18 protein-coding genes are annotated in these 25,469 nt (G+C 73.8%); 14 read left to right on the top strand and 4 right to left on the bottom strand.

Annotated features, from left to right (window positions below; all coding sequences use genetic code 11):
- The first annotated feature begins 80 nt into the window (after positions 1 to 80).
- Positions 81 to 1,757 (top strand): DUF6519 domain-containing protein, encoded by a 1,677-nt coding sequence (locus SYYSPA8_RS02490; protein ID WP_323445215.1) that lies wholly within the window; start codon positions 81 to 83, stop codon positions 1,755 to 1,757.
- Positions 1,758 to 1,795: 38 nt separating this feature from the next.
- Complete coding sequence (locus SYYSPA8_RS02485) at positions 1,796 to 2,731, top strand: peptidoglycan-binding protein (RefSeq protein WP_323445214.1); 936 nt, start codon at positions 1,796 to 1,798, stop codon at positions 2,729 to 2,731.
- A gap of 174 nt (positions 2,732 to 2,905) precedes the next feature.
- On the opposite strand, the gene SYYSPA8_RS02480 is transcribed toward SYYSPA8_RS02485, so the two are convergent.
- Together SYYSPA8_RS02480 and SYYSPA8_RS02475 are read right to left on the bottom strand one after the other, a co-directional pair.
- Positions 2,906 to 3,550: an HD domain-containing protein gene (locus SYYSPA8_RS02480; RefSeq protein WP_323445213.1), complete on the bottom strand. Its 645-nt coding sequence runs from the start codon at positions 3,548 to 3,550 to the stop codon at positions 2,906 to 2,908.
- Between the two features lie 96 nt (positions 3,551 to 3,646).
- Positions 3,647 to 4,042, bottom strand: coding sequence for a hypothetical protein (locus SYYSPA8_RS02475; protein WP_323445212.1), 396 nt, complete (start codon positions 4,040 to 4,042; stop codon positions 3,647 to 3,649).
- Positions 4,043 to 4,605: 563 nt separating this feature from the next.
- On the opposite strand from SYYSPA8_RS02475, the gene SYYSPA8_RS02470 reads away from it, so the two are divergent.
- The 7 genes from SYYSPA8_RS02470 to SYYSPA8_RS02440 all read left to right on the top strand — a co-directional run bounded on the left by SYYSPA8_RS02470 (position 4,606) and on the right by SYYSPA8_RS02440 (position 15,921).
- Positions 4,606 to 6,342, top strand: a complete 1,737-nt coding sequence (locus SYYSPA8_RS02470) for a hydrogenase maturation protein (RefSeq protein WP_323445211.1) — start codon at positions 4,606 to 4,608, stop codon at positions 6,340 to 6,342.
- Positions 6,343 to 6,667: 325 nt separating this feature from the next.
- On the top strand, positions 6,668 to 6,895 hold the full coding sequence (locus tag SYYSPA8_RS02465; RefSeq protein WP_323445210.1) for a hypothetical protein: 228 nt from the start codon (positions 6,668 to 6,670) through the stop codon (positions 6,893 to 6,895).
- A gap of 180 nt (positions 6,896 to 7,075) precedes the next feature.
- Positions 7,076 to 8,470 (top strand): cytochrome P450, encoded by a 1,395-nt coding sequence (locus tag SYYSPA8_RS02460; RefSeq protein ID WP_323445209.1) that lies wholly within the window; start codon positions 7,076 to 7,078, stop codon positions 8,468 to 8,470.
- 558 nt (positions 8,471 to 9,028) lie between these two features.
- On the top strand, positions 9,029 to 10,279 hold the full coding sequence (locus SYYSPA8_RS02455; RefSeq protein ID WP_323445208.1) for a glycosyltransferase: 1,251 nt from the start codon (positions 9,029 to 9,031) through the stop codon (positions 10,277 to 10,279).
- On the top strand, positions 10,276 to 12,093 hold the full coding sequence (locus tag SYYSPA8_RS02450) for an ArnT family glycosyltransferase (RefSeq protein WP_323445207.1): 1,818 nt from the start codon (positions 10,276 to 10,278) through the stop codon (positions 12,091 to 12,093). The genes SYYSPA8_RS02455 and SYYSPA8_RS02450 overlap by 4 nt, the downstream gene beginning before the upstream one ends.
- Positions 12,090 to 13,334: a glycosyltransferase gene (locus tag SYYSPA8_RS02445; protein WP_323445206.1), complete on the top strand. Its 1,245-nt coding sequence runs from the start codon at positions 12,090 to 12,092 to the stop codon at positions 13,332 to 13,334. The genes SYYSPA8_RS02450 and SYYSPA8_RS02445 overlap by 4 nt, the downstream gene beginning before the upstream one ends.
- Positions 13,335 to 13,533: 199 nt before the next feature.
- A complete protein-coding gene (locus tag SYYSPA8_RS02440; RefSeq protein WP_323445510.1) occupies positions 13,534 to 15,921 on the top strand; it encodes a galactose oxidase early set domain-containing protein in 2,388 nt (795 codons plus the stop codon).
- A gap of 86 nt (positions 15,922 to 16,007) precedes the next feature.
- Here the strand turns inward: SYYSPA8_RS02440 and SYYSPA8_RS02435 are convergent, their stop codons facing one another.
- Positions 16,008 to 18,827, bottom strand: coding sequence for a type 1 periplasmic-binding domain-containing protein (locus SYYSPA8_RS02435; protein ID WP_323445205.1), 2,820 nt, complete (start codon positions 18,825 to 18,827; stop codon positions 16,008 to 16,010).
- A gap of 477 nt (positions 18,828 to 19,304) precedes the next feature.
- Between SYYSPA8_RS02435 and SYYSPA8_RS02430 the strand changes: the two genes are divergently transcribed.
- Both SYYSPA8_RS02430 and SYYSPA8_RS02425 read left to right on the top strand, forming a co-directional pair.
- Entirely contained in the window at positions 19,305 to 20,507 is a 1,203-nt protein-coding gene (locus tag SYYSPA8_RS02430) for an amidohydrolase (protein ID WP_323445204.1), read from the top strand.
- A gap of 153 nt (positions 20,508 to 20,660) precedes the next feature.
- On the top strand, positions 20,661 to 21,044 hold the full coding sequence (locus SYYSPA8_RS02425; RefSeq protein ID WP_323445203.1) for a VOC family protein: 384 nt from the start codon (positions 20,661 to 20,663) through the stop codon (positions 21,042 to 21,044).
- Positions 21,045 to 21,144: 100 nt separating this feature from the next.
- Here the strand turns inward: SYYSPA8_RS02425 and SYYSPA8_RS02420 are convergent, their stop codons facing one another.
- Positions 21,145 to 21,558: a DUF5997 family protein gene (locus tag SYYSPA8_RS02420; RefSeq protein WP_323445202.1), complete on the bottom strand. Its 414-nt coding sequence runs from the start codon at positions 21,556 to 21,558 to the stop codon at positions 21,145 to 21,147.
- 58 nt (positions 21,559 to 21,616) lie between these two features.
- Between SYYSPA8_RS02420 and SYYSPA8_RS02415 the strand changes: the two genes are divergently transcribed.
- The 3 genes from SYYSPA8_RS02415 to SYYSPA8_RS02405 all read left to right on the top strand — a co-directional run bounded on the left by SYYSPA8_RS02415 (position 21,617) and on the right by SYYSPA8_RS02405 (position 25,240).
- The gene (locus SYYSPA8_RS02415; RefSeq protein WP_323445201.1) at positions 21,617 to 22,417 is read left to right on the top strand and encodes a LysR family substrate-binding domain-containing protein; all 801 of its coding nucleotides are present in this window, start codon (positions 21,617 to 21,619) and stop codon (positions 22,415 to 22,417) included.
- Between the two features lie 216 nt (positions 22,418 to 22,633).
- Complete coding sequence (locus SYYSPA8_RS02410; protein ID WP_323445200.1) at positions 22,634 to 23,290, top strand: DUF7019 family protein; 657 nt, start codon at positions 22,634 to 22,636, stop codon at positions 23,288 to 23,290.
- Positions 23,291 to 25,240: a HEAT repeat domain-containing protein gene (locus SYYSPA8_RS02405; protein WP_323445199.1), complete on the top strand. Its 1,950-nt coding sequence runs from the start codon at positions 23,291 to 23,293 to the stop codon at positions 25,238 to 25,240.
- Positions 25,241 to 25,469: the final 229 nt, after the last annotated feature.

Below are 25,469 nucleotides of genomic sequence, written 5' to 3'. Positions count from 1 at the left end.
CACCGCCGCCCGTGCCGCCGCCCGGGGGCCCGCCGACCGACGTCCACCGAACGCCAGAGCACCGAAGGGGATCCCTTCCCATGCACGCTGATCTCTCCCGTGTCACCTTCCGGCCGGACCGGCCCTATGCCGCCGTGATCGCCCAGCAGGGCCGGGTGCAGCTCGACGCGGACGCCAACGAACAGGCCGCGATCCAGCTGGTGACGGCCCGCCGGGTGGCCGCCGACCTCATCGGCCCCCACGGCGGGCCGGCCGGGGCCACCGGCTTCGCGGTGGGTTTCGAGGGCCGGAGCCGGGAGCTGGACGACCTGACGATCGGGGGTGGCCGGTACTACGTGGCCGGAATCCCCCTCGACGCGACCCGGCCCCTCCCGGGAACCCCGGTTCCCGACGCCGGGCACGCACCGGGCGAGGGCGGCACGGCACCGGCGTCCGACGCGGCTCCCCGGACCTGGACCTACTGGGACCAGCCCGACGCCCACCGCGACCCCGAGTGCGCGGCGGACCGGCTCCCCACCACGTTCCCGTACCTGGTGCATCTGACGGTGTGGGAGCGCTCGGTGACGGCCGTCGAGGATCCGCTGCTGCGCGAGGTGGGGCTCGGCCCGGCGGTCGCGGACACCTCGGCCCGGATCAGGACCGTCTGGCAGGTGCTGCCGCTCGCGGGCGAGGAGCTGGGCGTGGAGGACGGCGCCGGACCGGACCGCGTCCGGGCCGCGTTCGCCGACTGGTCGGCCCGGCAGGCGTCGACGGCCCGGCTGGCGGCCCGCACCGAACGGCCCGACCACGCCGACGACGACCCCTGCGCGCTGCCGCCGGAGTCCCGGTACCGGGGGCCGGAGAACCAGCTGTACCGGGTGGAGATCCACGAGGGCGGCCAGGCCGGGGAGGCGACCTTCAAGTGGTCGCGGGAGAACGGTTCGGTCGCCCTCGCCGTGGAGTGTCTGGACGGCACCTGGGCGGAACTGGCCTCGCTCGGGGGCGACGACCGGCTCGGGCTCCAGGTGGGCGACTGGGTGGAGCCGCTGGACACGGCCGCCGTCAGCCGGGGCGGGGCACGGCCGCTGCTGCGGATCGAGGAGGTCGACCTGCCGGGCCGCCGGGTGCGGCTGTCGGCGGAGCCGGACCCGGCCGTGGGGCGGCGGCCCGAACTCCACCCGTTCCTGCGCCGCTGGGACCACCGCCGCTCCCCCGGCCGCTCCGGTGGCCGGGGGCCGGCCGGACCCGCCGCCCCGCCGCTGCGCCGGGGCGCGCACCGGGTCGAGGAGGGGAGCTGGCTGCCGCTGGAGGACGGCGTGTTCGTCTGGTTCGAGCCGGGTGCGACCTACCGTACGGGCGACTTCTGGACCGTCGCGGCGCGGACGGCGACGGGGGACGTGGAGTGGCCGGCGGACACGGCGGGACGGCCGCTGCTCCAGCCGTCGTGCGGAATCCGGGTCCACCGGGCGCCGTTGGCGTGGGTGCTGGGCGAGGGGTCGGTGGTGGATCTGCGGCTGTCGTTCGCGCCGCTGGCCGTCCCGGTGGCGGTGGCCGGGGCACCGGCGGCGGCGACGGGGACGGAGGGCTCGGAGGGCGCGGCGGGGACGGCGGGCGCGGGTGCGTCCGGCGCCGGCGCAGAAAGCCCCGCGGGGGGCCGGAGCGCCACCGAAGCGGATCACCCGGGCCAAACCCCAGCAACCCCTTCGGAAACATCCCCCGGAAGCGGTTCGGCGACGGCTCCCGGCGGGCAGAATGATCAAGAGCGGTCGGACGACTGACGACGGCTGGGAAAGATCGGAACGAAGGAGCACAGCCCATGGCGACACCGCTATCCGCTGACAGACTTGTGGAAGTCCTGCGGAACGAAGGTCTGCGCGTGGTCGAGCACCGGAGCTGGCGCACACACAACCGCAATCACAAAGGACCCTGGGGGCCGGTCCACGGGGTGATGGTCCATCACACCGTCACCTCGGGCACCCAGGGGTCCGTCGAGCTGTGCTACAACGGGCACTCGTCCCTCCCCGGTCCCCTCTGTCACGGGGTCATAGCCAAGGACGGCACGGTCTATCTGGTGGGCAACGGCCGTGCGAACCACGCCGGGCTCGGCGACGGGGAGGTACTGCGTGCGGTGATCGGTGAGGAACCCCTCCCGGTCGACAATGACGCCGACACCGACGGCAATCGCTATTTCTACGGTTTCGAATGCATCAACCTGGGCAATGGGACGGACCCGTGGCCCGAGGCCCAGCTCCTCGCGATCGAGCGGGCGTCGGCCGCGATCTGCCGTGCGCACGGCTGGTCGCAGCGCTCGGTGATCGGGCATTTGGAGTGGCAGCCGGGGAAGATCGACCCGCGGGGTTTCACCATGGACGCGATGCGCGCGCGGATCGCGGGGCGTCTCACGGGGGACTCGGGCCGGCCGGCCGAGCCGCCGGCGAAGCCGCCGCAGACCAAGCCCAAGCCGAAGCCCCAACCGAAGCCGAAGCCCAAGCCGAAGCCGGTGTCGTACGAGCCCTTCCCGGGCGCGGCCTTCTTCGCCGTGGGACGGCGCAGCGCGATCATCACCGCGATGGGACGGCGGCTGGTGGCCGAGGGGTGCGGACGGTACGCGGTCGGCCCCGGCCCGTCCTGGAGCGAGGCCGACCGGAAGTCGTACGCGGCATGGCAGCGCAAGCTGGGTTACACGGGGCAGGCCGCCGACGGCATCCCGGGCCGCGCGAGCTGGGACAGGCTCAAGGTGCCCAACGTGTGAGCCGTGCCGCCCGCGGGACGGGCGGGCGGCGGCGGGCGGAAGGTTGGCCGGTTCTCCCCCGTCCGGGCCGGTGGTCCGGGCGGGGAAACCCGGTCGGGAGCCGGTCGGGTGCCGGCCCGGTGCGAGCGGCAGGCGGTCGGCAGCCGGCGACCGTCCCGCCGCGGCGCCGGGGTGCTACTCCGGCCAGGGTGAGTCCTGGATGACGCGGACGAAGTCACCGCGTTCGAAACCGGGGACGAAGTGCTCCAGCACATCGGCCTTCACATTGCCGAAGGTGGTCTGCGGCTTGGGCGCGATGCCCTCGGTGAAGGCGGCGAGGATCCGCCGTTTGAAGTCGGGGCGCGGATGCAGGGCGGTGATCTCGGCCCGGTCGGCCGCGCCGACGTCGTCGTAGCCGATGCCCAGGACGTCGTACTCCACTCCGGCCGTGACGAGGGCGACCTCGGGATCGAGGAACGCCGGGATCTCAGGCGTCGTGTGCAGGGCGATCGCCGTCCAGACCCGGCGGACGGCGTCCTCGGGGACCTCACGCGCCCGCAGGAAGTCCGCCGCCGCCTCGGCCCCGTCGATCTCGAACCGCCGGCCGCTGCCGCGGTGCTCCACGCCGAGCCCGACATCGTGGAAGAGGGCTCCGACGTAGAGCAGTTCGGGGTCGAAGGCGAGGCCCCGGCGGCGGCCCTGGAGGCTGCCGAAGAAGTAGACCCGGCGGGAGTGGTGGTAGATCAGCTCCCCGGTGGTGTCCCGGATCAGCTCGGTGGCCTCCCGGGCGAGCGCGCTGTCCGGTACCGCGACTCCCGCCGGACCCGGTGCGTCGGGCATGTCCCACTCCTCCTCGTCGACGGGCGGATCCGAGGGTTCCGAGGGTAGGGGTACGGGCCGCCGGGAGCGGTCAGGCCCGCCGGGAACGGACCGGTGTCACGGGCCCTCGGGTACGGGGCCGGGGACGGCCGGCCGGTGGACGCGCAGCGCGAGCTGGCCGGGCCGCCAGCCGCCCCGGTCCACGGTCTCCACCGTGTAGCCGAAGCCGCGCAGCGCCTCGGCGACCGCCGCCAGCCGCTCCCTGCGGTGCTCGGCGGCCCCCGGCGGGTCCTCCCCGCCGAACCGCCAGCGGTAGGCCGCCGCCGGGAAGTGGGTGACCTCGACACAGAAGGCGGCGCCGGGCGGCCAGGTGTCCGGATGGGTCGCCTCCACCGTGCAGAACTCCCCCGGCCTGCTGCCCGGCCGGCGGTCCTGGGGGGTGGTCAGCCCCGCCTCCGTGAGCCGTCCGGCCACCTCGCCGGCCGCCGTGTAGTAGGCGGACCCCGGGGGCACGGACGGCTCCCGCGGTACGGGTTCCCGCGGCGCGGATCTGCCCCGTACAGCGCTCTCCGGCAGGGTTGTCTCCGGCCCGGCGCCGGCCGGTACGGAGGTGCCGTCCGCCGCCGCGCGGGACGGGCGGAGCGGAAAAACGTTTGCCGCTGGAGTGGGGTCGTGCATGGCCATGTCCCATGGTGCCCATGGGACATCCCCCCAGCCGCTGCTTTCCGGACAGGTACTTGCCGACCTGTCCGGAAAACGGTGGACCAGGTGCCATCGCTGCGCCGACTGCCCGGCCCGGCCGGAAAGTACAGGCGGAATGCAGGGGAAACCGAGCATCACATGGAAAAGTGACCGGGGCGCGGACGCACGCGGACCGACCGCCGCGCCGCGGCCGGAAGGGGCCGAACCCCCAGGGAAACCGGCCGACCCCGGACACATCACGCGTCCGGGTGAACCGGGCACCGGGACGGCACGTTCTCCAGGGCAGAACCGGCCACTCCCGCTCCCGGACCCCGGCCGCGCGGACCAGCCGTGCCCGCGCGCCCACGCGCCGGGCCCCATCACGGAGGGCACCCTTGCGTATCCTGCTGATCGCCAGCGCCTTCAACAGCCTCACCCAGCGCGTCCACACCGTGCTGCGGGACGAGGACCACACCGTCGCCGTCCATCTCGTCCGCGGCGACGAGCCCCTGCGGGAGGCCGTCCGCGCGACGGACCCCGATCTGATCATCGCGCCCATGCTCACGGCGGTGGTCCCAAAGGACATCTGGGCCGGCCGTACGGTCCTGATCGTGCACCCGGGCCCCAAGGGCGACCGGGGCCCCTCCTCCCTCGACTGGGCGATCCAGGAGGGCGCCCAGGAGTGGGGGGTGACCGTGCTCCAGGCCGACGCGGAGATGGACGCCGGGGACATCTGGGCGTCCGTGCCGTTCCGGGTCGTGCCCTGCGGCAAGAGCGAGCTGTACCGGGGCGAGGTCGCCGACGCGGCGGTGGCGGCGGTGCTGCTCGCGGTGGAGCGGTTCGCGTCGGGCACCTTCACCCCCGAGCCACTGGACTACTCGGCCCCCGACGTCCGCGGCCGTCTGCGGCCCCTGATGCGGCAGGAGGCCCGGCGGATCGACTGGGACCGGGACGACACGGCCACCGTGCTGCGCAAGCTGCGGGCCGCGGACTCCCGGCCCGGGGTCCTCGACGAGCTGTACGGCGAGGAGTACTTCCTGCACGGCGGGCACCCCGCAGACGAGCTGGACGGCCTGGACGGGCTGGACGGGCTGCGGGGCGGGCCCGGCGCCGTGCTGGCCACCCGGGACGGAGCGATCTGCCGGGCCACGACGGACGGCGCGGTGTGGATTCCCCAGCTGCGGCGACGGCGGGTCCCCGGTGGCCCGGTCACCGTGAAGCTGGCCGCCACCGCGGTGCTCGGCGAGCGGCTGGCCGGGGTGCCGGAGAAGGCCGCCGATCCGGTCGCCTCGGCGGACCGCACCACCTGGGCGGAGATCCGCTACCGGGAGCTGGGCCGCGCCGGATTCCTGGAGTTCTCCTTCCCCGGCGGGGCGATGGACACCGGGCGCTGCCGCCGGCTGCTGGCCGCCTACCGGGCCGCCTGCGCCCGGCCCACCTCGGTCCTGGTGCTCGGGCCGCGCCGGGACTTCTTCTCGAACGGCATCCACCTGGGGACCATCGAGACCTCGGCGGACCCGGGCGGGGAGTCCTGGGAGAACATCAACGCCATGGACGACCTCGTCCACGCCGTGCTCACCACCACCGACCGGCTGACGGTGGCCGCGCTGCCCGGCAACGCGGCGGCGGGCGGCCTGATGCTGGCGCTCGCCGCCGACGAGGTGTGGTGCAGGGAGGCGGCGGTCCTCAATCCGCACTACCGGCTGATGGGTCTGTACGGCTCGGAGTACTGGACCTATACGCTGCCCCGCCGGGTGGGTGCCGCCGAGGCGGAGCGGCTGACCTCGCGGGCGCTGCCGGTGAGTGCCGCGTACGCGGCGGAGCTGGGCCTGATCGACCGGACCTTCCCGGGCGGCCAGGAGGAGTTCCGGGCCGGGGTCGAGCTGCGGGCGGCCGCGCTGGCCGGTGCGGCGGAGCTGGCGGACCGGATCGCCCGGAAGCGGTCCGGCCGGGAGCGGGAGGAGGCCGAACGGCCGCTGGAGGCGTACCGCCTGGACGAACTCGACCGGATGCGGCGGAACTTCTTCGCGGCGGGCGAACCGTATCCCGTACTGCGCCGGGAGTTCGTCCACGGGGTGCGGCCGAGTGGCACCCCGGAGCATCTGACCGCCTGGGTGCCGACCGGGACCTGAGGGTGCCGCACAGGCCGGCGGCGGACCCGGGGCACGTCCGGGGCGGATCCCCGCCGCCACCCGGGCGTGTCGTGCCCCGGGCCCGGCCCGGGCCCGGGCCCGTTCCCGGTGGCGCGCCCCACCCCGTCGTCCGCCCCGCGTTGCGCCCGCCCGCACCTGGCCGGTGGGCGGCACGGCCGGGACGGAACGCGCCGTCCGGCGACGGGCCCTGACGGAGGCCTTGACACTCCTCCCGGCCGTCCCTACGTTCACGCATCGGCCGATATTCAGGACTTCGCCCCATGTTCACGGGGGTGAACTCGTTCCGCCGGGAAGGCGGTGCCTCATGCGCACCCGCAAGCTGCTCCCCGCCGTACTCACCGGAACGCTGACCGCCGGCGTGCTGTCGCTGCTCGGCAGTGAGGCCGAGGCCGCCCCGGGCGTCCGGCGAGCGCCGGCGGCCCCGGTGACGTCCACCGTGACCTGTACCGGGACCTGTACCGGGGCGATGGCCGCCGACGGTCGCTTCGGCCGCCCTCCCGCCCCCTGCCCCGGCGCGTCACCGACCCGCTGACCCCGGCCAACGGCCCGTCATGGCCTCTTGGGCACATCCCCGCCGGTCACTACGCTGTCCTCGCGCCACAGCGGTCCCGGCCCCGGGGACCGCCGTCCCGTCCCCCACTCCGGGCCGCGGAGCACCCCCGCGGTCACGCGGAGCACGCCCCCGCGCCGTACCGCAGAGAAGAAGTGGACCATGACAGCCAAGACGCCTCCCATACCCAAGGCTCCCGGAGCCCTCCCCCTCGTCGGGCACGCGCCGACCATCTACCGCGCGCCGCTCCGGTTCCTGTCCTCGCTGCCCCGCCACGGGAAGCTGGTCGAGGTGCAGCTCGGCCTCAGCCCCACCCTGATGGTCTGTGACACGGAGCTGACCCGCCAGTTGTTCATGGACGCCCGCACCTTCGACAAGGGCGGAGCCCTCTTCGACCGGGCCCGCGAGGTCATCGGCGAGAATCTGATCACCTGCCCGCACAGCAGGCACCAGCGGCAGCGGCGACTGACCCAGCCCGCGTTCCATCTCTCCCGGTTACCGGGGTACGCGGCCATCATGTCCGATGCCGTCGAACGGGCGGTCCGCTCCTGGCCGGCCGGGGAGCCCGTCGATCCGGTGCCCCTGATGATGCGGCTCAGCGCCGAGGTGACGGCCCGGTCGATGTTCTCCCACGACCTGTCGGAGCGGTCGTCGGATCAGTTCGTCACCGACAGCATCACCCTGGTCGACGGCATCTTCCTCCGGTCGCTGCTGCCACGCTCGGCCGACCGGCTCCCGCTGCCGGCCTATCGCCGTTACGAGCAGGCCCGGCGGCGGATGGACGCCCTCTACCGGCAGGTCATCAGCGAGTACCGGGCCACCGGCGGGGACCGGGGGGACCTGCTCTCGATCCTGCTCTCCGCCCGGGACGAGGAGGCGGGCGCCGACACCGGCGGCGCGCGGCTCACCGACACGGAGGTCAAGGACCAGCTCTCCGGTTTCTTCATCGCGGGCACGGAGACCACCGCCAGCGCCCTGTCCTGGGCCCTGGCCGCGCTGGCGGAGCACCCGGAACTCCAGGAGCGGCTGCGGGACGAGGTCGACACGGTGCTCGGCGGACGACCGGCCGGCTACGACGACGTGGAGCGGCTGGAGACGACCCGGGGAATCCTCACCGAATCGCTCCGGCTGCACAGCCCCGTCTGGCTCCTCACCCGGGAGGTCGCCGCGGAGACCCGGCTCGGACCGTACACCGTGCCCGCCGGGGCGACGGTCGCGTACAGCCCCTACCTCGTCCACCGGGACCCCGCGCTGTACGCCGACCCCGAGCGCTTCGACCCGGACCGGTGGGCGGACGGACGGACCCCGCCCCGGCACGGGTTCGTCCCGTTCGCCTCGGGTCCCCGGAAGTGCATCGGCGATGTCTTCGCGACCATCGAGGCCACCCTCGCGCTCGCCACGTTCGCCGCGCACTGGACCTGGACGGCCGCACCGGGCAGCCGGTCCCGCCCCAACCCCGGTGCGGTGATACGGCCCAAGGGGCTGCGGCTGCGCTTCACCGCCCGCACCCCGCGTCCGCGGCACACGACGGGCGGGAAGCCGGCGCCGACGGCGTAGGCGACCGATCACGACGCCGTCAACCGGAGTGTCTCCCGAGGGGGTTGGGCACCGCTCCCCGACACCGGGCCGGGGAGCGGAGAGGACCGGGCAGCGCGCCCCGGTCGGGCACCCGCTCCCCCACACGTCCTTCACCTCTGTGGAGGGCGGCGCTTTTCCGACACGCGCGGCAGGTCCGGGAACTTCCGTTCTCCACAGAGGCATTGACCGGTTTTCCGCCCTCCTCCGGGACACCTGGGAGCATCCGCGCCGGACCGTGCCCTCGTCCACGGAGCCGAGGGGCCACACGGCGAACGGCCGGGAAACGACCAACCGCGAGGGAGCATAGTCAAAATCCCGCCAAGAGACGGCAATGCGCCAGTGTTTGACGAATGAGTACCGGACCCTCACATTCCGAAGATAGGGTCCCCTCTGCGCAAGGAGCAGCCTGGAGTGCACACGGGGGAGTGTGCGCCACATGAGACCGCATGGCTGCGCGCGCACGTGCACGATCGGCCCCCGGGCCCCGAGCGCCGTGCGCGAGGGGGGCCCGAGGGGGAGCTCAGTTTGTTGTTGTCAATGTTCGTTGTCGCCATTTCCGTGGCCCTGTTCTGGATGGCGGCCTTCACGCTCTGGTGGCAGATGCACGCCTGGCGTACGCCCGAGACGCTGGCCGCCACCAGCTTCGACCGGCCCGACAGCGAGGTCGGGCTCTCCTTCTCCCTGCTGCTGCCCGCCCGGCACGAGCAGGCGGTGCTGGAGCACACCATCGAACGTCTGCTGGAGTCCACGCACTCCCGCTACGAGATCATCGTGATCATCGGTCATGACGACCCCGGGACGGGCGCGGTCGCCGAGCGCGCCGCCCTCCGGGACCCCCTGCGGGTCCGGGTCGTCATCGACACCCATGAGAAGAAGAACAAGCCCAAGGCCCTCAACACGGCGCTGCCGTACTGCCGCGGCGATGTCGTCGGGGTCTTCGACGCCGAGGACCAGGTCCACCCGGAGCTGCTGAGCCATGTCGACCACGCCTTCACCAGCACCGGCGCCGACGTGGTCCAGGGCGGCGTCCAGCTGATCAACTTCCACTCCAGCTGGTACAGCCTCCGCAACTGCCTGGAGTACTTCTTCTGGTTCCGCAGCCGGCTCCACCTCCACGCGGAGAAAGGATTCATCCCGCTCGGCGGCAACACGGTCTTCGTCCGCACCGATGTCCTGCGCGCGGTGGACGGATGGGACCCGCACTGCCTGGCCGAGGACTGCGACCTGGGCGTGCGGCTCTCCTCCAGCGGCAAGAAGGTCGTCGTCGCCTACGACAGCGACATGGTCACCCGGGAGGAGACCCCGGACAGCCTGCTGAGCCTGATGAAGCAGCGGACCCGCTGGAACCAGGGCTTCCTCCAGGTCTACCGCAAGAAGGACTGGCGGCGACTGCCCACCAGGCGGCAGCGGCTGCTCGCCCGCTACACCCTGATGACCCCGTTCCTCCAGGCGTTCTCGGGCATCATCATCCCCGTCAACGTCGCCATCGCGCTCTTCCTCGACGTCCCCGTGGGCGTCGCCATCATGACCTTCCTGCCGCTGATCACGGCCATGGTCACCTTTGTCTTCGAGATCGTGGGACTGCACGACTTCGGCAAGCAGTACGGCCTGCGGGTGCGGTTCGTGCACTACCTCAAGCTCGTCCTCGGCGGCCCCTTCTACCAGGTGCTTCTGGCCGGGGCCGCCATGCGCGCGGTCTGGCGGGAGCAGCGGGGCCAGGGCGAGTGGGAGCTGACCAGCCATGTCGGGGCGCACCTCACCGACACGCGAGAGGACGTCCGCCGGTGACGACCACCCTGCCCATGCCCGAGGACACCACCCCCCAGGACGCCACCCCGCAGGACACCGCCCTGCCGGCGGACCTCGCGCCCGAGATACCCGAACTCCGGCCCGCCGGACCGGCCGTGGCCGCGCGACCGGAGCCGGAGGAGATACCCGACGGGGTCCGGGTGCGTGCCGTGCCCCGGCCCGTCGTCCGCTTCCGCAGCTCCCGCCCCGATCTGCTGCTCTGCCTCGCCCTTCTCACGGTGATCCTGCTCGTCCAGGGCTGGAACATCACGAACTTCCCCACTCTCAGCGACGACGAGGGCACCTATCTCGCGCAGGCGTGGGCGGTGCAGGAGGGCCGGGGCCTGGCCCACTACACCTACTGGTACGACCATCCGCCGCTGGGCTGGATCCAGATCGCCGGGCTCACCTATCTGCCGGCGCTCCTCTCCCCCGAGTCGATGTCCGTGGCGACGATGCGGTTCGCCATGCTGCTGGTCAGCGCGGCCAGCGCGGTGCTGCTGTACGTCCTGGCCCGGCGGCTCTTCCTGCCCCGCTGGTCGGCGGCGCTCGCGATGCTGCTCTTCGGGCTCTCGCCGCTCTCCGTCGTCCTCCAGCGCGAGATCTTCCTCGACAACCTGGCGGTGATGTGGATCCTGCTGGCGTTCTGCCTGGCGGCGTCCCCGAGCCGGCATCTGTGGCACCACTTCGCGGCCGGGGTGGCGAGCGCGGTGGGGGTGCTCACCAAGGAGACCATGCTGGTGGTCCTGCCGGCGCTGCTGGTGACGATGTGGACGCACAGCCACCGTGACACCCGGAAGTTCGCCGTGACCGGCGCGATCACCTCCTGTGTCCTGATCGGTCTGTCGTACCCGCTGTACGCCCTGCTCAAGAACGAGCTGTTCCCCGGCCCCGGGCATGTGTCGCTGATCGACGGGATCGTCTACCAGATGGGCCGGGAGGGGTCCGGCTTCATCTTCGACCCGGGCTCGGGCTCGTACGACGTGCTCCGGTCCTGGCTCTACTACGACCAGGTGCTGCCGATCGGCGGGGTCGCCGGCGGCCTGCTGCTGCTGTGCGTGCTGCGCTGGTCGGTGACCGCGCGGGCGCTGGCCGGCCCCGCGTGCGCGGTGGCGATCCTGACGCTGGTGGCGATGCGCCCCACGGGCTATCTGCCCGCGATGTACGTGATCCAGGGCCTGCCGTTCCTGGCGCTGGTCCTGGCCGGGGCGGCGGCGAGCGTCGTCCACGCCGTGCTGAACCGGCCGGTGCCGGCCCGGACCGCCGGGGACCTCGCGCCGCGGAGCGGCCCGCCGCCGGCGGCCGGGTGGCGCGGGCTCCTGACCGCGGACGGCCGGCGCGGACTCCTCACCCCGCGCCGGGGTGTCGTCGCCGCGCTGGCCCTGGCCTCCGTCGCCCTGCTGGTGCCCCGCTGGATCGACGGGAACAGGGACGCCCTCACCCTCGACGCCAACGCGCCCTACCGAGGGGCCGCCGCCTGGCTGGAGCGGGAGGTCGCCGACCCGGGGTCGACCCGGGTCCTCGTCGACGACGCGCTCTGGCTGGACCTGGTGCACGACGGCTTCGCCCCCGGCACCGGGGCGATCTGGTTCTACAAGGCCGATCTGGACCCGGCGGTCACGAAGACCCTGCCCCGGGGCTGGCGGGACATCGACTATGTCGTCTCGTCCCCGACGGTCCGCAGGGACTCCGTCGACCTGCCCCGTGTCAAGGCGGCGCTTCAGCACTCCCGCCCCGTCGCCGTCTTCGGCACGGGACCCGACCGGATCGAGATCCGCCGGGTCGTGGACTCCCCCGACGGAGGCGAGCGATGACCACACCCCGTACCGGCGTCGGCGCGCTCGGCGATCCGGAACTCGGCGACGGGGACGGCGACGGCGAGCGGCGGCCCGCCGACCGGCTCCGCGCCGCGCAGCTCGCCGAGCCGGGCGCGGTCACCATCGTCGTCCCGACCTTCAACGAGGCGGAGAACGTCCGCGAACTGCTGCGCCGGCTCACCGAGTCCGTGCCCTCCCGGCTGCCCTGCGAGGTCGTCTTCGTGGACGACTCCACGGACACCACGCCGGAGGTGATCCGGAGCGCGGCCCGGGACTGCCCCTTCCCGGTGACGGTGCTGCACCGGTCCGAGCCCGTCGGCGGGCTGGGCGGGGCGGTCGTCGAAGGGCTGCGGAACGCGGGCTCGGACTGGATCGTCGTCATGGACGCCGATCTCCAGCACCCGCCGGCGCTCGTACCCGACCTGGTCGCGGCGGGCGAGTCCGCGGGCGCCGATCTCGTGGTCGCCAGCCGGTACATCCGGGGCGGCAGCCGGGCGGGCCTCGCGGGCGGCTACCGCATCGCGGTGTCCCGGGGAGCGACCTGGCTGGCGAAGGGTCTCTTCCCGCGCGGCCTGCGCGGGATCAGCGATCCGATGAGCGGGTTCTTCGCCGTCCGGCGCGGCGCGGTCGCGGACGCGGTCGGGGCCGGCGCGCTCAAGCCGCTCGGCTACAAGATCCTGCTGGAGCTGGCGGTGCGCTGCCGGCCCCGGGCGGTCACGGAGGTGCCGTTCGTCTTCCAGGACCGGTACGCCGGTACGTCCAAGTCCACCGCGCGGGAGGGCATGCGGTTCCTGCGGCATCTCACGGAGCTGCGCACCGCGTCGCCGGCGGCCCGGATGGTGGCCTTCGGGCTGATCGGCCTCACCGGCTTCCTGCCCAATCTGCTGGCGCTCCATCTGCTGACGGGGGCGGGGATGCACTATCTGCCCGCCGAGGTCGTCGCCAACCAGTTCGGCGTGGCGTGGAACTTCCTGCTGATCGAGGTGCTGCTGTTCCGGGACCGCCGCGGGCACCGCCACTGGGCGGACCGGATGGGCCGCTTCGCGCTGCTGGCCAACGCCGATCTGATCCTGCGGATCCCGCTGATCGCCCTGCTGGTGGGGTCGATGGGGATGGCGGTCCTGCCGGCGACGGCGCTGGCGCTGCTGCTCACCTTCGTCCTGCGGTTCGCGGCCACGGAGACCCTGGTCTATCTGCCGCGCGCGGGCCGTGCGGGCCGGTTCCGTCGGCGGACCTGAGTCCCCGGCACGGGCGTGCCCCCCTCACCCCCCAGTCCCCCATCGACCTCCCTCGGCCGCCCGTGCCCCGGGACCGCCCGCGCCCCGGGCCCTCGCATGCCGTGCGGGGCCCGTACCCCTGCTTCCGCACGGAAAGGAGAACATCTTGCCATCAGTCATTCGCCGGTCCAGATCCGCCGCACTGCTGGCCGTCACGGGGATGACCGCGGCGCTGCTCGTCACCGCCCCCACCCCCGCGTCCGCCGGCCCCAACCTGATCCTGAATCCGGGCTTCGAGACCCCCGGGGGTCCCGGGAACGACGGAATGCCGGACTGCTGGAAGAAGGCCGGCTGGGGGAACAACGACGTCACGTACGAGACGGTCGCCGACGCGCGCACCGGCTCGGCGGCCATGAAGGTCTCCCTCGGCCGCCGGGTCGACGGCGACCGCAAGGCGCTGATCACGGAGACTCCGCTCTGCTCGCCCACGGTGTCGCCGGACCGGCAGTACGACCTGTCGCTCTGGTACAAGAGCACCACGGCGGACGTGTCCGTCACCCTGTTCCGGCACGACACCACCACCGGGACCTGGGGGTACTGGACCGATCTGAGGACGCTTCCGCTCAGCGCGGACTACACCCGCGCCGAGGTGCGGACACCCGCCGTGCCGCCGAACACCGACCGGATCAGCTGGGGTGTCTCGGTGTACGGGGTGGGCTCGGTCACCACGGACGACTACGCCATGGAGGAGGTGACCGTCCCCACGCCCGACCCGGAGTGCACGGGCACCCCGGCGGAGTGCCTGAAGGGCCGCTGGGAGGTGCTGCCGACGCGGAACCCGGTGCGCTCGGTGCACTCGGTGGTCCTGCACAACGGCAAGGTGCTGGTGATCGCCGGCTCGGGCAACTCCGAGTCGATGTTCGAGGCGGGCACGTTCACCTCGGCCGTCTACGACCCGGGCCCCGGTACCTGGAAGCAGATCCCGACCCCGGTGGACATGTTCTGCGCCGGTCATGTCCAGCTCCAGGACGGCAAGGTCCTGATCATGAGCGGCAACAAGGGCTTCCCGACGCCCGACGGGCGGATCGGCTACCAGGGGCTGAAGGACTCGTACCTCTTTGACCCGGACACCGAGAGCTACATCAGAACCAATGACCTGAGCGAGGGTCACTGGTACCCGTCCGCGACGATCCTGGGCAACGGCGACGTCATCACCTTCGGCGGCCTGAAGCAGGACTCGACCGGCAATGTGACGGCGGAGCGCTGGTCCGCCGCGCAGAACCGGTGGCTGCCGACCAGCCAGGTGAACCAGACCTGGTCGTACTGGGGCCTGTACCCGTCGATGATCCTGATGCAGGACGGGCGGCTCTTCTACTCGGGCAGCCATGTCTTCGGCAACGGCACCCCGGGGACCGGCGCGTCGATCTACGACTACGACCGCAACACCATCACCGATGTGCCGGGCCTCCAGAACAAGGACCAGCGCGACCAGTCGGCGAGCGTGCTGCTGCCGCCCGCGCAGGACCAGCGGGTCCTGACGATCGGCGGCGGCAACAACGAGTCCAACCCGGCGGCCAACCGGCTCACCGACATCATCGACCTCAAGGAGGCCGCCCCGGCCTACCGGCCGGGTCCGCCGCTCCCGCAGGGCGAGGTGGAGCAGGGCGGGGTCCGGCGGGCGCAGCGGGGCAGCGAGGGCAAGATGTACATCTCGGCCGTGCTGCTGCCCGACGGGAAGGTCTTCGAGACCGGCGGCGCGCTGCACGACCGGGCCGACCCGGTGTTCGAGGCGTCCTTCTTTGACCCGGTGACCAACACCTACACGCCGGACCTGGCGAAGGACCCGGTCCCGCGCGGCTACCACTCCTCGTCGTTCCTGCTGCCCGACGGGCGGGTGATGTCGGTCGGCGACAACCCCGGCAACAACACCTACAACCACAATGTGTCGGTCTACACCCCGCCGTATCTGCTCAGGGGCCCCCGGCCGCGGATCACATCGGTCCCGGACGACCGCTGGAACTACGGCGACACCCAGCGGATCACGGTGAACCGGCCCATCGCCAAGGCGGAGCTGATCCGCCCGGCGGCGGTCACCCACTCGTCGGACCCCAACCAGCGTTTCGTCGATCTGCCACTGACCGTCAACGGCAGCACCATCGACCTCAATGTCACCAGCAACCCCAACCTCGCTCCGCCCGGCTGGTACATGCTCTTCGCGGTCGACGCCAACGGGATTCCCTCGGTGGCCGAGTGGGTCCATCTGGGGCCGCGGACCGGGGCGGCACGGCACGCGTCCCACGCCCCGTCGGCGCATGTCCACGACTTCGCGGACCAGCCGGCGAACCCCGTCAGGAAGCGGCTCGCGAAGCGAGACTCGGTCCCGGTGAGCCCGACGGTCACCGGCTGTGAGCGGGCCTACGGCGCGGCGGGCGTCTGTGTGCCCACCGCCTTCCCGAAGACGGTGCGGGCGACGACCGCGGCGCGCTGCGAGTGGCTCGCGGACCGCGACTTCGGCCGGCTGAAGGTCAACGGCGGCCGTGACCCGCACCGGCTCGACCGGAACCGGGACGGCGTCGCCTGCGGCAAGGGCGATCTGCGGCCCCACTGACCCGGCCCCGTATCACCACCTCTGTCACCACTCCGGCCGGGACCCGTCGTACGGGTCCCGGCCGGAGTCCTGTCCGCGCGGGTGTCTCAGCGGGCTCCGGGCAGGGCGCAGTGGGCGGCGGTCAGCGGCCGGGCGTCCCCCGCCGAGCGGGCGCAGACCTCGGTGAGCCGGGGCGAGCCGTCGGCCGCGCCCCGGACCTCGTTCAGGACGATGCTGTGGCCCTCGCGGTCGGCGTACGGCCGGGCACCGGTGAAGTCGATGGTGCCGGTGGCCATCCCCCACAGCCGGACCGTGCGCATGTTCACCCAGGTCGCGGCGCGGCTCTGCGGCTGGCCGCTGCGGCTCGCGGCCTTGTGCAGGGCCTGGGTCGCGTCGTGCGCGAGGGCGGTCTGCCCGCTCCGCAGGGCGGGGTTCGCGGACGAGTGGGGCCGTACCATGCCCAGCTCGCTCAGATAGCGCGCGGCGTTCCGGTAGAAGAGGGTCCTGCGCTCGGAGGAGAGCTTGGCCAGGGCCGCGTGGTAGAGCGTCACCCCGGAGGTCACGCCCTGGCCGTCGGCCGAGAAGTTGGCCTTGGACAGATCGTCGCCGGTGAGTACGGAGATGTCGCGGCTGGCGCAGCCCTCCTCCGTGTTGAGCTGGGTCATCAGCGGCGGTACGTCCTCGACCCGGCCCGCGAAGTAGATCACCGAGGGCACCCGGCCCCGGCAGAACTCCTCGGTGTGCACCTCCAGGCCGGGGCGGCCCGATGTGACGGCGTACCGGCGCTGCCCGAGGAGGGTGTACCCCTGCTGCCGCAGCATCTCCTCGCCGTACTTGGCCTGTTCGTCGGTGTAGAGGTCGTGGGTCCGCTTGGTGTCGCGGGCGAGGACGAGCGCGTACTGCCGGCTGCCGGGGGTCCGCAGCTGTCCGGCGATCAGGCCCAGCTGCTCGGCCTGCCACTCGTCGGTGGCGGCCAGGCTGAACCAGTTGGCGAACTCGCGCGGCAGATAGGTGGCCGAGTTGGTCCCGGAGACGACGGGCAGCTCCGCGTCCCGCAGCACGCGGGCGGTGTCCCGGCTGGAGCGCAGGTCGCGCCCGGCCCCGATCACGCCGACGACGGTCGGGTCGTCGGCCGCGTACTCGGCGACGGCCTCGGCCGCCCGCACCTGGTGCCGCATGTCCACCCCGCCGTTGGCGACGAGGACCCGCAGCTGGACGGTGCTGGTGTCGTTGATGGCGGCCTGCGCCAGATAGACCCCTGCCAGCTCCTCTATGCCCTTCACCGGTGAGGTCCGCTCCCCGGTGGAGGCGCTGAGCGGCCCCAGGTAGACCACGGTCACATAGTTGCCGGGGTGTTCCTCGACCACCTTGCGGTTCTCGGCGCTGATGCTCTGCTCCAGTGCGCGCACGGTCCACGGGACCTGCTCCCGGCGGGGGGCCTTGCCGCCGTCGGCCAGCCAGTCGGAGAAGCGGACCCCGCCGGTGGCGATGCCGATGCACTCCGTGGGGTCGGGGCCCTCCTCCACGCGGACGGTGTCCTTGTTGGCCGTCAGCAGGGAGGCGGAGCAGTACCGTTCGTCGAGATCCGCCGCGCGCAGCCCGACGCCGGTGGCCAGCAGGGCGGTCACCAGGACGAGGGTGTGCAGCGACCACACCAGCCGGGCGGCGCTGGGGCGGGAGAGGGCCTTGGCGCAGTGCCGCTGGCCGTCCGCGGACGGTACCAGCCGGTCGCTCGGCAGCGGCACCTTGATCACCCAGGGCAGTTCGGCCAGGGCCCGGCTCGGCGACTGCCCGGCCCGCAGATTGCGGCCCCACTCCTGGTACCAGGTCCAGGGCGCCGTACCGGGCTGGGAGATCACGCTGCGCTGGAGCCGGGTCACGTCGGTCAGCGACACGGAGGCGACGATGAGCAGCGGGTCGAGTTCGCTGCGGCGGCTGCGGACGTCGCTGACCGCCTTGATCAGCTCGATGCCGCCGTTCGCCGCGCTCGCCCGGGGCAGCAGGAGCACCGGGGGCCGGGTGCGTTTGAAGCCGCGCAGGTCCCAGCTCCACCGGCGGTGGCTGTCGCGCAGGTCCTCGCAGAGCGCCAGGACGTACAGCTGGAGCTGGAAGTCGTCCCCGGTCTTCAGGGCCTCGGCGACGTCGTGGGCGCGGGCGGCGATGGCGTTCCAGGAGCGGACCGGTCTGAGCAGGGAGACCTCGGTGGGGCGGCCGGGCGAGGCGGCGCGCAGGAAGGTCGTGGTCATGAACCAGCGGCTCTCCCGGCGCAGCCACAGGAAGATGGGCGCCCGGCCGGGGAGGATGTTGTCGAGCAGCATCAGCAGCACCAGGAAGCCGGCGCCCGACGCGAGGGCGATGGACCAGTCCGTCCGGGCCAGCAGTGCGGCGAGGACGGCGACCAGGCTGGCCGGGAGGATGTGCGCCATGTCGAACAGGTTCAGCCGGGCGCTCCAGCGGTGGCTGCCCTTCGGCCGCCAGCGCTGGCGGGCCAGCTGGTCGAGGAGGGTCTGCGCGGGGTCGGCGAGGCCCTGGGCGGTGCCGGTGCCGGAGGGCGGTCCGGGCCAGTCGGGGTCCAGTTCGCCGACGGCGTCCTCGATGGCCCGGACCAGTCGCAGCCGGGGGAAGGAGTAGCGCCGGTAGAGCGCGCGGCGCCCGTCCCAGCGCTTGGGGTCCCCCAGGTCGCGGACGAGCCCGGCGGCCCGGCGGACCTCCGTGGGGCCCTCCCGTTCGGCGGGGGCGACGGCGCAGCGCGAACCGTGCGCGTCGTGTCCCGCGAACAACTCCTCCACCAGGCCGACGACCCGGTCCTCGTCCGTCGCGTCCTCGGCGTGCAGGACGACGACGGGCATGGGTGGCCGGCTGCTGCGGAAGTCTCGTACGAGCATTTCCAGCCGCCGCTGGACGTCGACGCCGGCCCCCGTCGTCATCCCGTGTCGTACTTCCGGACATTGCGGCAGTTCACGGTCCTCGTTGCGCACGTCCGTTCTCCCCCGTTCGTATGGAGCTGGAATACGACGCTATCGGGCGGCGGCGCAAGGGGGGCGTGCTTGGGGAGAGTGGAACTCCCTTGTGGGCTACGCCCGATGACGGACAGGTGTACGTACAGCTGTACGACGGAGGGGCGCTTCGCCGGGCGGGCGTCGGCGCGGTGGCGGCGCGGTGGGCCCGGGGCGGCGCGCAGGGTCGCCGACCATCCCGGAACTCCCTGTTCCGGGGTGGTCCCGGGGCGTGGGGCGGGATCTGCGATGATCGGCGGCGGACCGGGCAGCGGGCCCGGCGACGGTACGGCGGCGCCCACGCGGCCGGCCCGCGCGCGCCGCCCGGCGGGGCCGGTCCGGCGGCGCGGGCGGCAGTGCGCGCGCGGCGAAGGCACCGGACGTACGAACCGAGGAGTCCACCGGCCCATGGCACAGCACACCCCTGCCCTCCCCCCTCTTCTGTTCACCGGCGTCCGCACCCCCGGCGGCGGCCCCGGCGATCTGCTCGTGGCGGACGGCCGGATCGCCGCGTACGACCCAGCCCGGCCGGCCGCCGGGCTGACGACGGTGGACGCCGGGGGCGCGCTCGCGCTGCCGTCGCCCGTGGACGCCCATGTCCACCCGGACAAGACGACCTGGGGCGGGCCCTGGCTGAGCCGGGAGCCCGCCGGGTCGCTGCGGGACCTCATCGAGGGGGATCTGCGGGCGCGGTCCGAGATCGCCGCGCCGGTCGCGGAGCGGGCCGGGGCGCTGATGGACAACGCCGTCGTCCGGGGCACCCGCGCCTGGCGGGCCCATGTCGACGTCTCGCCGGTGCACGGGCTCACCGGCGTGCACGGGGTCCGGGCCGCCGCCGATGCGCGGGCCGGCCTGCTCGACGTACAGATCGTCGCCTTCCCCCAGCTCGGCCTGGTCAGCCGGCCCGGCACCGCCGAACTGCTGGAGCAGGCGCTGTCCGAGGGGGCCGACGTCCTCGGCGGGATCGACCCGCTGGGCGTCGACGGGGACCTGGACGGCCAGCTGGACTTCCTCTTCGACGTGGCGGTACGCCGACAGGTGCCGCTCGACATCCATCTGCACGACCGTGGCCCGAAGGGGTTGCGGCAGGTCCGGGAGATCGCCCGCCGCACGGTCGCGGCGGGGCTGTACGGCCGGGTCGCCCTCGGCCATGTCTTCTGCCTCGCCGAGGCGGACCCGGCGGAACTGGCCGGTACCGGCGGGCTGCTGGCGGAGGCCGGGATCGCGCTCACGACCTGTGCCCTCGGCGCGGACCCGGTCCTGCCGACCGGGGCGCTCGCCGGGCACGGGGTGCTGGTGGCGGCGGGCTCCGACGGGGTACGGGACGCCTGGAGCCCCTTCGGCGACGGGGACATGATCGCCCGCGCCCATCTGCTGGCGTACCGCACCGACGCCCGGACCGACGCGGAGCTGGACGCCTGCTACGACGTGGTGGCGCAGGGCGGCGCCGCGCTGCTCGGGCTGCCCGCGTCCCGGCTGGCGGTCGGCGATCCCGCCGACTTCGTGCTGGTGGCGGCGGCTTCGACGGCCCAGGCGGTGGTCGACCGGCCGCTGCCCCTGATGGTCGTGCGCGCCGGCCGGGTGATCGCCCGCGACGGCCGGCTGGTCTGAGCGCGGGGCCTTCCCTCCCACCGGGTCCTTTCACCGGGTCCTTCACCGGGTCCTTCGCCACGCCCGGCATCACGCCCGGCATCACGCCCGGCATCACGCCCGGCATCACGTGATCACGGGTCCGGCGGTGCCGCGCACGGCACACTGACGGGCATGGCATGCCGCATCAGTGAACTGGTTGTCGACTGCACCGACCCCGAAAGGCTCGCCGCCTTCTGGAGCGCGGTCCTCGACTACGTCGAACTCGGCCGGGACGACGACGGAAGCATCGAGATCGGACCGCCCGGCACCGGCTTCGGTGGCCCGCTGCCCGTCCTCGTCCTCAGCCCGACCGGCGAGCCGAGGCCCCGGAAGCTCCGGCTCCATATCGATGTCAGCGCCACCGACCGCGACCAGGGCGCCGAGCTGGAGCGGCTGCTCGCGCTCGGCGCCACGCCCGCCGACATCGGTCAGACCGGCACCGAGAGCTGGCATGTCCTGGCCGACCCGGAAGGCAATGAGTTCTGCCTCCTGCACGCCCGGATCCAGCCTGTCTGAAGACACCCGGGCGGAAGACCGGACCGCCCCGGCGGCACCGGCGGGCGGTGCGACCGGGGCGGTCGGCAAACGGTTCGGGCGGGGATCGGGGCGTACGGGGTCAGGAGCGCGCGGGGCCGTCGTTCTCGGCCTTCTGCTCCTGGTCCTGGCGCTTCTCCTTCAGCCGGGCGGCCTCCTTGCGGACCCCGGCCTGGGTCTCGCGCTCCTTCAGGAGCCACTCGGGAGCCTCCTGGTCCAGCGCCTCGATCTGCTCGGTGGTGAGGGGGTCGGTGTACCCGGCGCGGGCAAGGCCCGAGATGGAGACGCCCAGCTTCGCGGCGACCACCGGCCTCGGGTGCGGGCCGTTGCGCCGCAGCTCGCGCAGCCACGCGGGCGGGTCGGCCTGGAGCGCGTTCAGCTCGTCGCGGGTGACGACACCCTCCTGGAACTCCGCGGGGGTGGCTTCGAGGTACACACCCAGCTTCTTCGCCGCCGTGGCGGGCTTCATGGTCTGGGTGCTCTGGTGCGACGTCATGGGGTCCAGGATATCGACCGTGGCCGCCGCCGCTGACCACGCACGGTAATCTGAGCCTGTGAACGCCTCGGAAGCATCCCCTTCGTTCCGGCTCGCCTATGTTCCGGGCGCGACCCCGGCCAAATGGGTACGGATCTGGAACGAGCGGCTGCCGGGCACCCCGCTGGAGCTGATCGCGGTGTCCGCGGCCGAGGCCGGCGGGCTGCTGCGGGACGGCGGCGCGGACGCGGGCCTGGTGCGGCTGCCGGTGGACCGGACGGTGTTCAGCGCCATCCCCCTGTACACCGAGACCACGGTGGTCGTGGTCCCGAAGGATCACGCGGTGACGGCCGCGGACGAGGTGTCCGTCGCCGATCTGGCCGACGACATCGTGCTGCACCCGCTCGACGACACCCTCGGCTGGGAGACGCCGCCGGGGCTGCCCGCGCTGGAGCGGCCCGCGACGACGGCGGACGCGATCGAGCTGGTGGCGGCGGGGGTGGGCCTGCTGGTCGTGCCGCAGTCGCTGGCCCGGCTGCACCACCGCAAGGATCTGACGTACCGGACGGTCACGGACGCACCGCAGTCCGCTGTCGCGCTCTCCTGGCGGGAGGACGCCACCACCGACCGGGTGGAGGACCTCATCGGGATCGTGCGCGGCCGGACCGTCAACAGCACCCGGGGCCGCCGGCAGGACACGCCGGAGAAGGCCGGGCGCTCCGGGGCGAAGCCGGAGAAGAAGAAGCAGGACAACAAGCAGCGGGGCGGGGCCGGTGGCGGCGCCCGGCAGGGTGCCGCGGGCGCCAGGGGTGGCCGGAGCGGTTCCGGACGTTCCTCCTCCGGTGGTACCCGGAGCGGCAAGCCCCGCCGCCGCTCCTGACCCCGGGCGGGCATCCGGCAGTACGGCCGAGGCCCGATCCAGGTGCCCGATTCCACGTGTCCGATTCCACGTGTCCGGTTCCAGGTGCCCGGTCCGTTGTGCCGGCGATATGCCCTCCCTGTCCGGTGAACCGTGGCATCCTGCCCGCAACGGTGTGATCGGACCTCGGTGGGGAGAACGATGAGCGGCACCCCGTACGACGGCGTCTGAGGGCGCATGCGCTACTACCTGTATCTGTCCGGCGCCAAGCTGGACATGCTGTACGGGCAGATCCCGGCCGGGCTGATGCGCCGGCTCGCGGTCGAGGCCCAGCTCGATCTGAAGGTCCTCAAGGTGGTGCTCCAGTCGCCGCGCGGGGAGCTGAGCGACTACGACCGGCTGGCGCTGGTCGAGTCCTATCTGGACCGCGAGTTCGACGTCAGCTGGATGACCGGGCCCTCCTCCTGGTTCCGGGGCGACCTGGACCTCCAGATCGCCGGCTACGGCAGCGCCGAGGGTCCGGTGTTCATGGCCGGCCGGGAGGGCGACACGGTGGTCGCCCTGATCGGCTCGGCGCACCATCTGGTGGGGCAGCGGCCGGTGCCGGAGGCGATCCCGGTCAGCCACTCCGGGCTGCCGTCGCTCTTCCGGCTGCTGCGGGACCCGCCGGAGGACTGGCGGCGGGTGTACGGCGACGGTTCCGGCGGCGGCGAGGAAGCCCAGCGCCAGGTCCTGGCGTACACCCGCCGGCTCAGGGAGCCCCCCGTGTACTGCGAGTTCCTGGCCCGGCGGCTGCTGCGGTCGACGGTCGTCGGGGACGACGGGCGGGAGCTGGAGATCGTCGTCGGTACGCCGCTGTACGTCGCCCAGGCCGACGAGGACCAGGAGCGCTGAATGCCACGGGGGGCCGGGGACACGGGCGGGCACGGGCCCGGCCAGGACGGCTGGGACGGATACGCGATCGCGCGGCTGCGGCTCGACGGAGACGTCCCCGGGCTGTACCGGGCCGCGCGGGAGGCCGACCGGCCGACCGCGTACGGATCCGTGGCCCTGCTCGCCGACATCGGCTCCCCCGCCGCCGCCGACGCGCTGCTGGACCTGCTGCGCGGCCGGGACACCGGACGGCTCGGGACCCGGCTGCGGGCCGCGTCCGCCCTCGGGCGGCTGCGGGAGGCCCGCGCGGTGCCCGCGCTGCTGCGGCTGCTGGACGAGGTGGCCGGGGAGAGCGACCGCAGACGGAAGACCGTGGTCCGTGCCCTGGGGCGGATCGGCGGGCCCGGGGCGGCCGCCGTCCTGCTGCGCCGGTGGGAGGAGGGCGAGGACCCGCCGTGGGTCCTCGTCCACGCGCTGACCCGGCTGCGGGCCCCGGAGGCGGTGCCGGCGCTGCTGACGGAGTGGGACCGGGTGCCGGCCTCGGACCCGTTCGGCCGGATACGGGTGGTCCGCGCGCTGGGCACGCAGCGCGACCCCCGCGCGGGCGCGGTCCTGCTGTCCGTCGCCGGGGACCCGGCCACCGTCCCCCCGGTGCGCGCGGAGGCGATCGACGCGCTGGCCCGGCTGCCCCACGACAGCTGGCCGGACCCGCAGGACCCGCGTACCGGGGAGCTGCTGCGGCCCGGGGTCGCCGACCCGTCCCCGCGTACGGGACCGCTCGCGGCCGGGCTGCTGGCCAGGACCCCGGCGGGCCGCACCGAACTGCGCCGGATCCTCGACGGCGCGCTGCGCCGGACACCCGGTGACCACCGGCCGTCCGTGACCGTCGTCGTGCGCGCCCTGACGGTGCTGCGGGAGCACCCCGGGCTCCTGGGCGCGGCGGGCGGCGGGCTGGTGGTCAGGCTGCTGCGCGAGGCCCCGCAGCCGATCGTGCGCCGGGCCGCCGCCCCCGTGGTCGCGGCGGGCGGCCCCGAGGCGGCGGAGGTGCTGCTGACCGCGCTGGACGACGAGCGGATCACCGACGCGGTGGCGGCGGCGCTGGCCGGGCTGCCCGTACCGCCCGAGGAGCGGCTGCTCGCGCTGCTCGCCCACGGCACGGGTCCCGCCCGCCGGGGTGCGGCCGCGGCCCTGGGGCTCGCGGGGTGCGCGCGGGCCGCGCCTGCGCTGCTGGCGGCGGTCGACGCGACGGAGCCGACGGACCTGCGGACCGCTGCCGCCGATGCGCTGGGGGCACTGCGGCACCGGCCGGCGGCGGGGCGGCTGGCGGCACTGGCGGCGGACCGGGAGGAGGCGGGGACGGTACGGGCCCGTGCGCTGTGCGCCCTCGGGCTGATCGGTGTGCCGGAGTCGCTGCCGGTGGTGCTGGCCTGTCTCCGGGAGCCCCGGGAGGCGGTACGGGTCCGGGCCGCCTCGGCGCTGGGGGGCTTCCCGGTGCCGCAGGCGGCGCAGGCGCTCGGCCCGGTCGTGGCCGGGGACGCGGACCCCGATGTCGCCCGGGCCGCCGTCCGCGCCCTGGGGCACATCGGCGCGCCGGCCTCGTCGGTACTGTGCGGGCTGGCCCACCGGCTCCGGCCGGACATCGCCCCGGACCTGGTCGCGGCGCTCGCCCGGTGCCCGGGGGCGGATGCCACGGGCGCGCTGGCGCTGCTGGCGCTCTCGCCCCCGGTACCGGGCCGGGTCCGGGCGGACGCCGTCCGGGCGCTCGGCGAGCGGGCCACACCGGAGTGCGTGGCCCCGCTGGCGGAGCTGGTGGCGGACGGCCGGCGGTACGCGTGCCACCCGGACGCGCTGCGCGGGCTGGCGAGGGCCGGCGGCACGGAGGCGAGGGGGCATGTCCTGGCGTACTGCCGTCACTCCGCCGACCATGTCGAGACCGCGCGGGAGGCCCTCGGTCTCCTGGGGCCTGTCTGACGGATCAGGCTGGGTGAGGGGGCGGGGTCTGGTGCATGGGGTCTCCGCAGGCCCGCCGGCCGACAAGGAATGCGTTCTCCGCAGGCCCGCCGACGGGCGAGGGGTGGGCTCTCACCAGACCCGACGGCGGACAAGGGACGGGGTCTCCCCAGACCCGCCAGCCGACAAGGGAATGAGGTCCCCGCAGGCCCGCCAGCGGACGAAGGGCGGGCTCTCACCAGACCCGACG

The sequence above is a fragment of the Streptomyces yaizuensis genome (assembly GCF_034961445.1).
GTDB classification, from domain to species: Bacteria; Actinomycetota; Actinomycetes; order Streptomycetales; family Streptomycetaceae; genus Streptomyces; species Streptomyces yaizuensis.
Note: the sequence above shows the minus strand (reverse complement) of the source record. Positions and strands in the feature narration are given on the sequence as shown.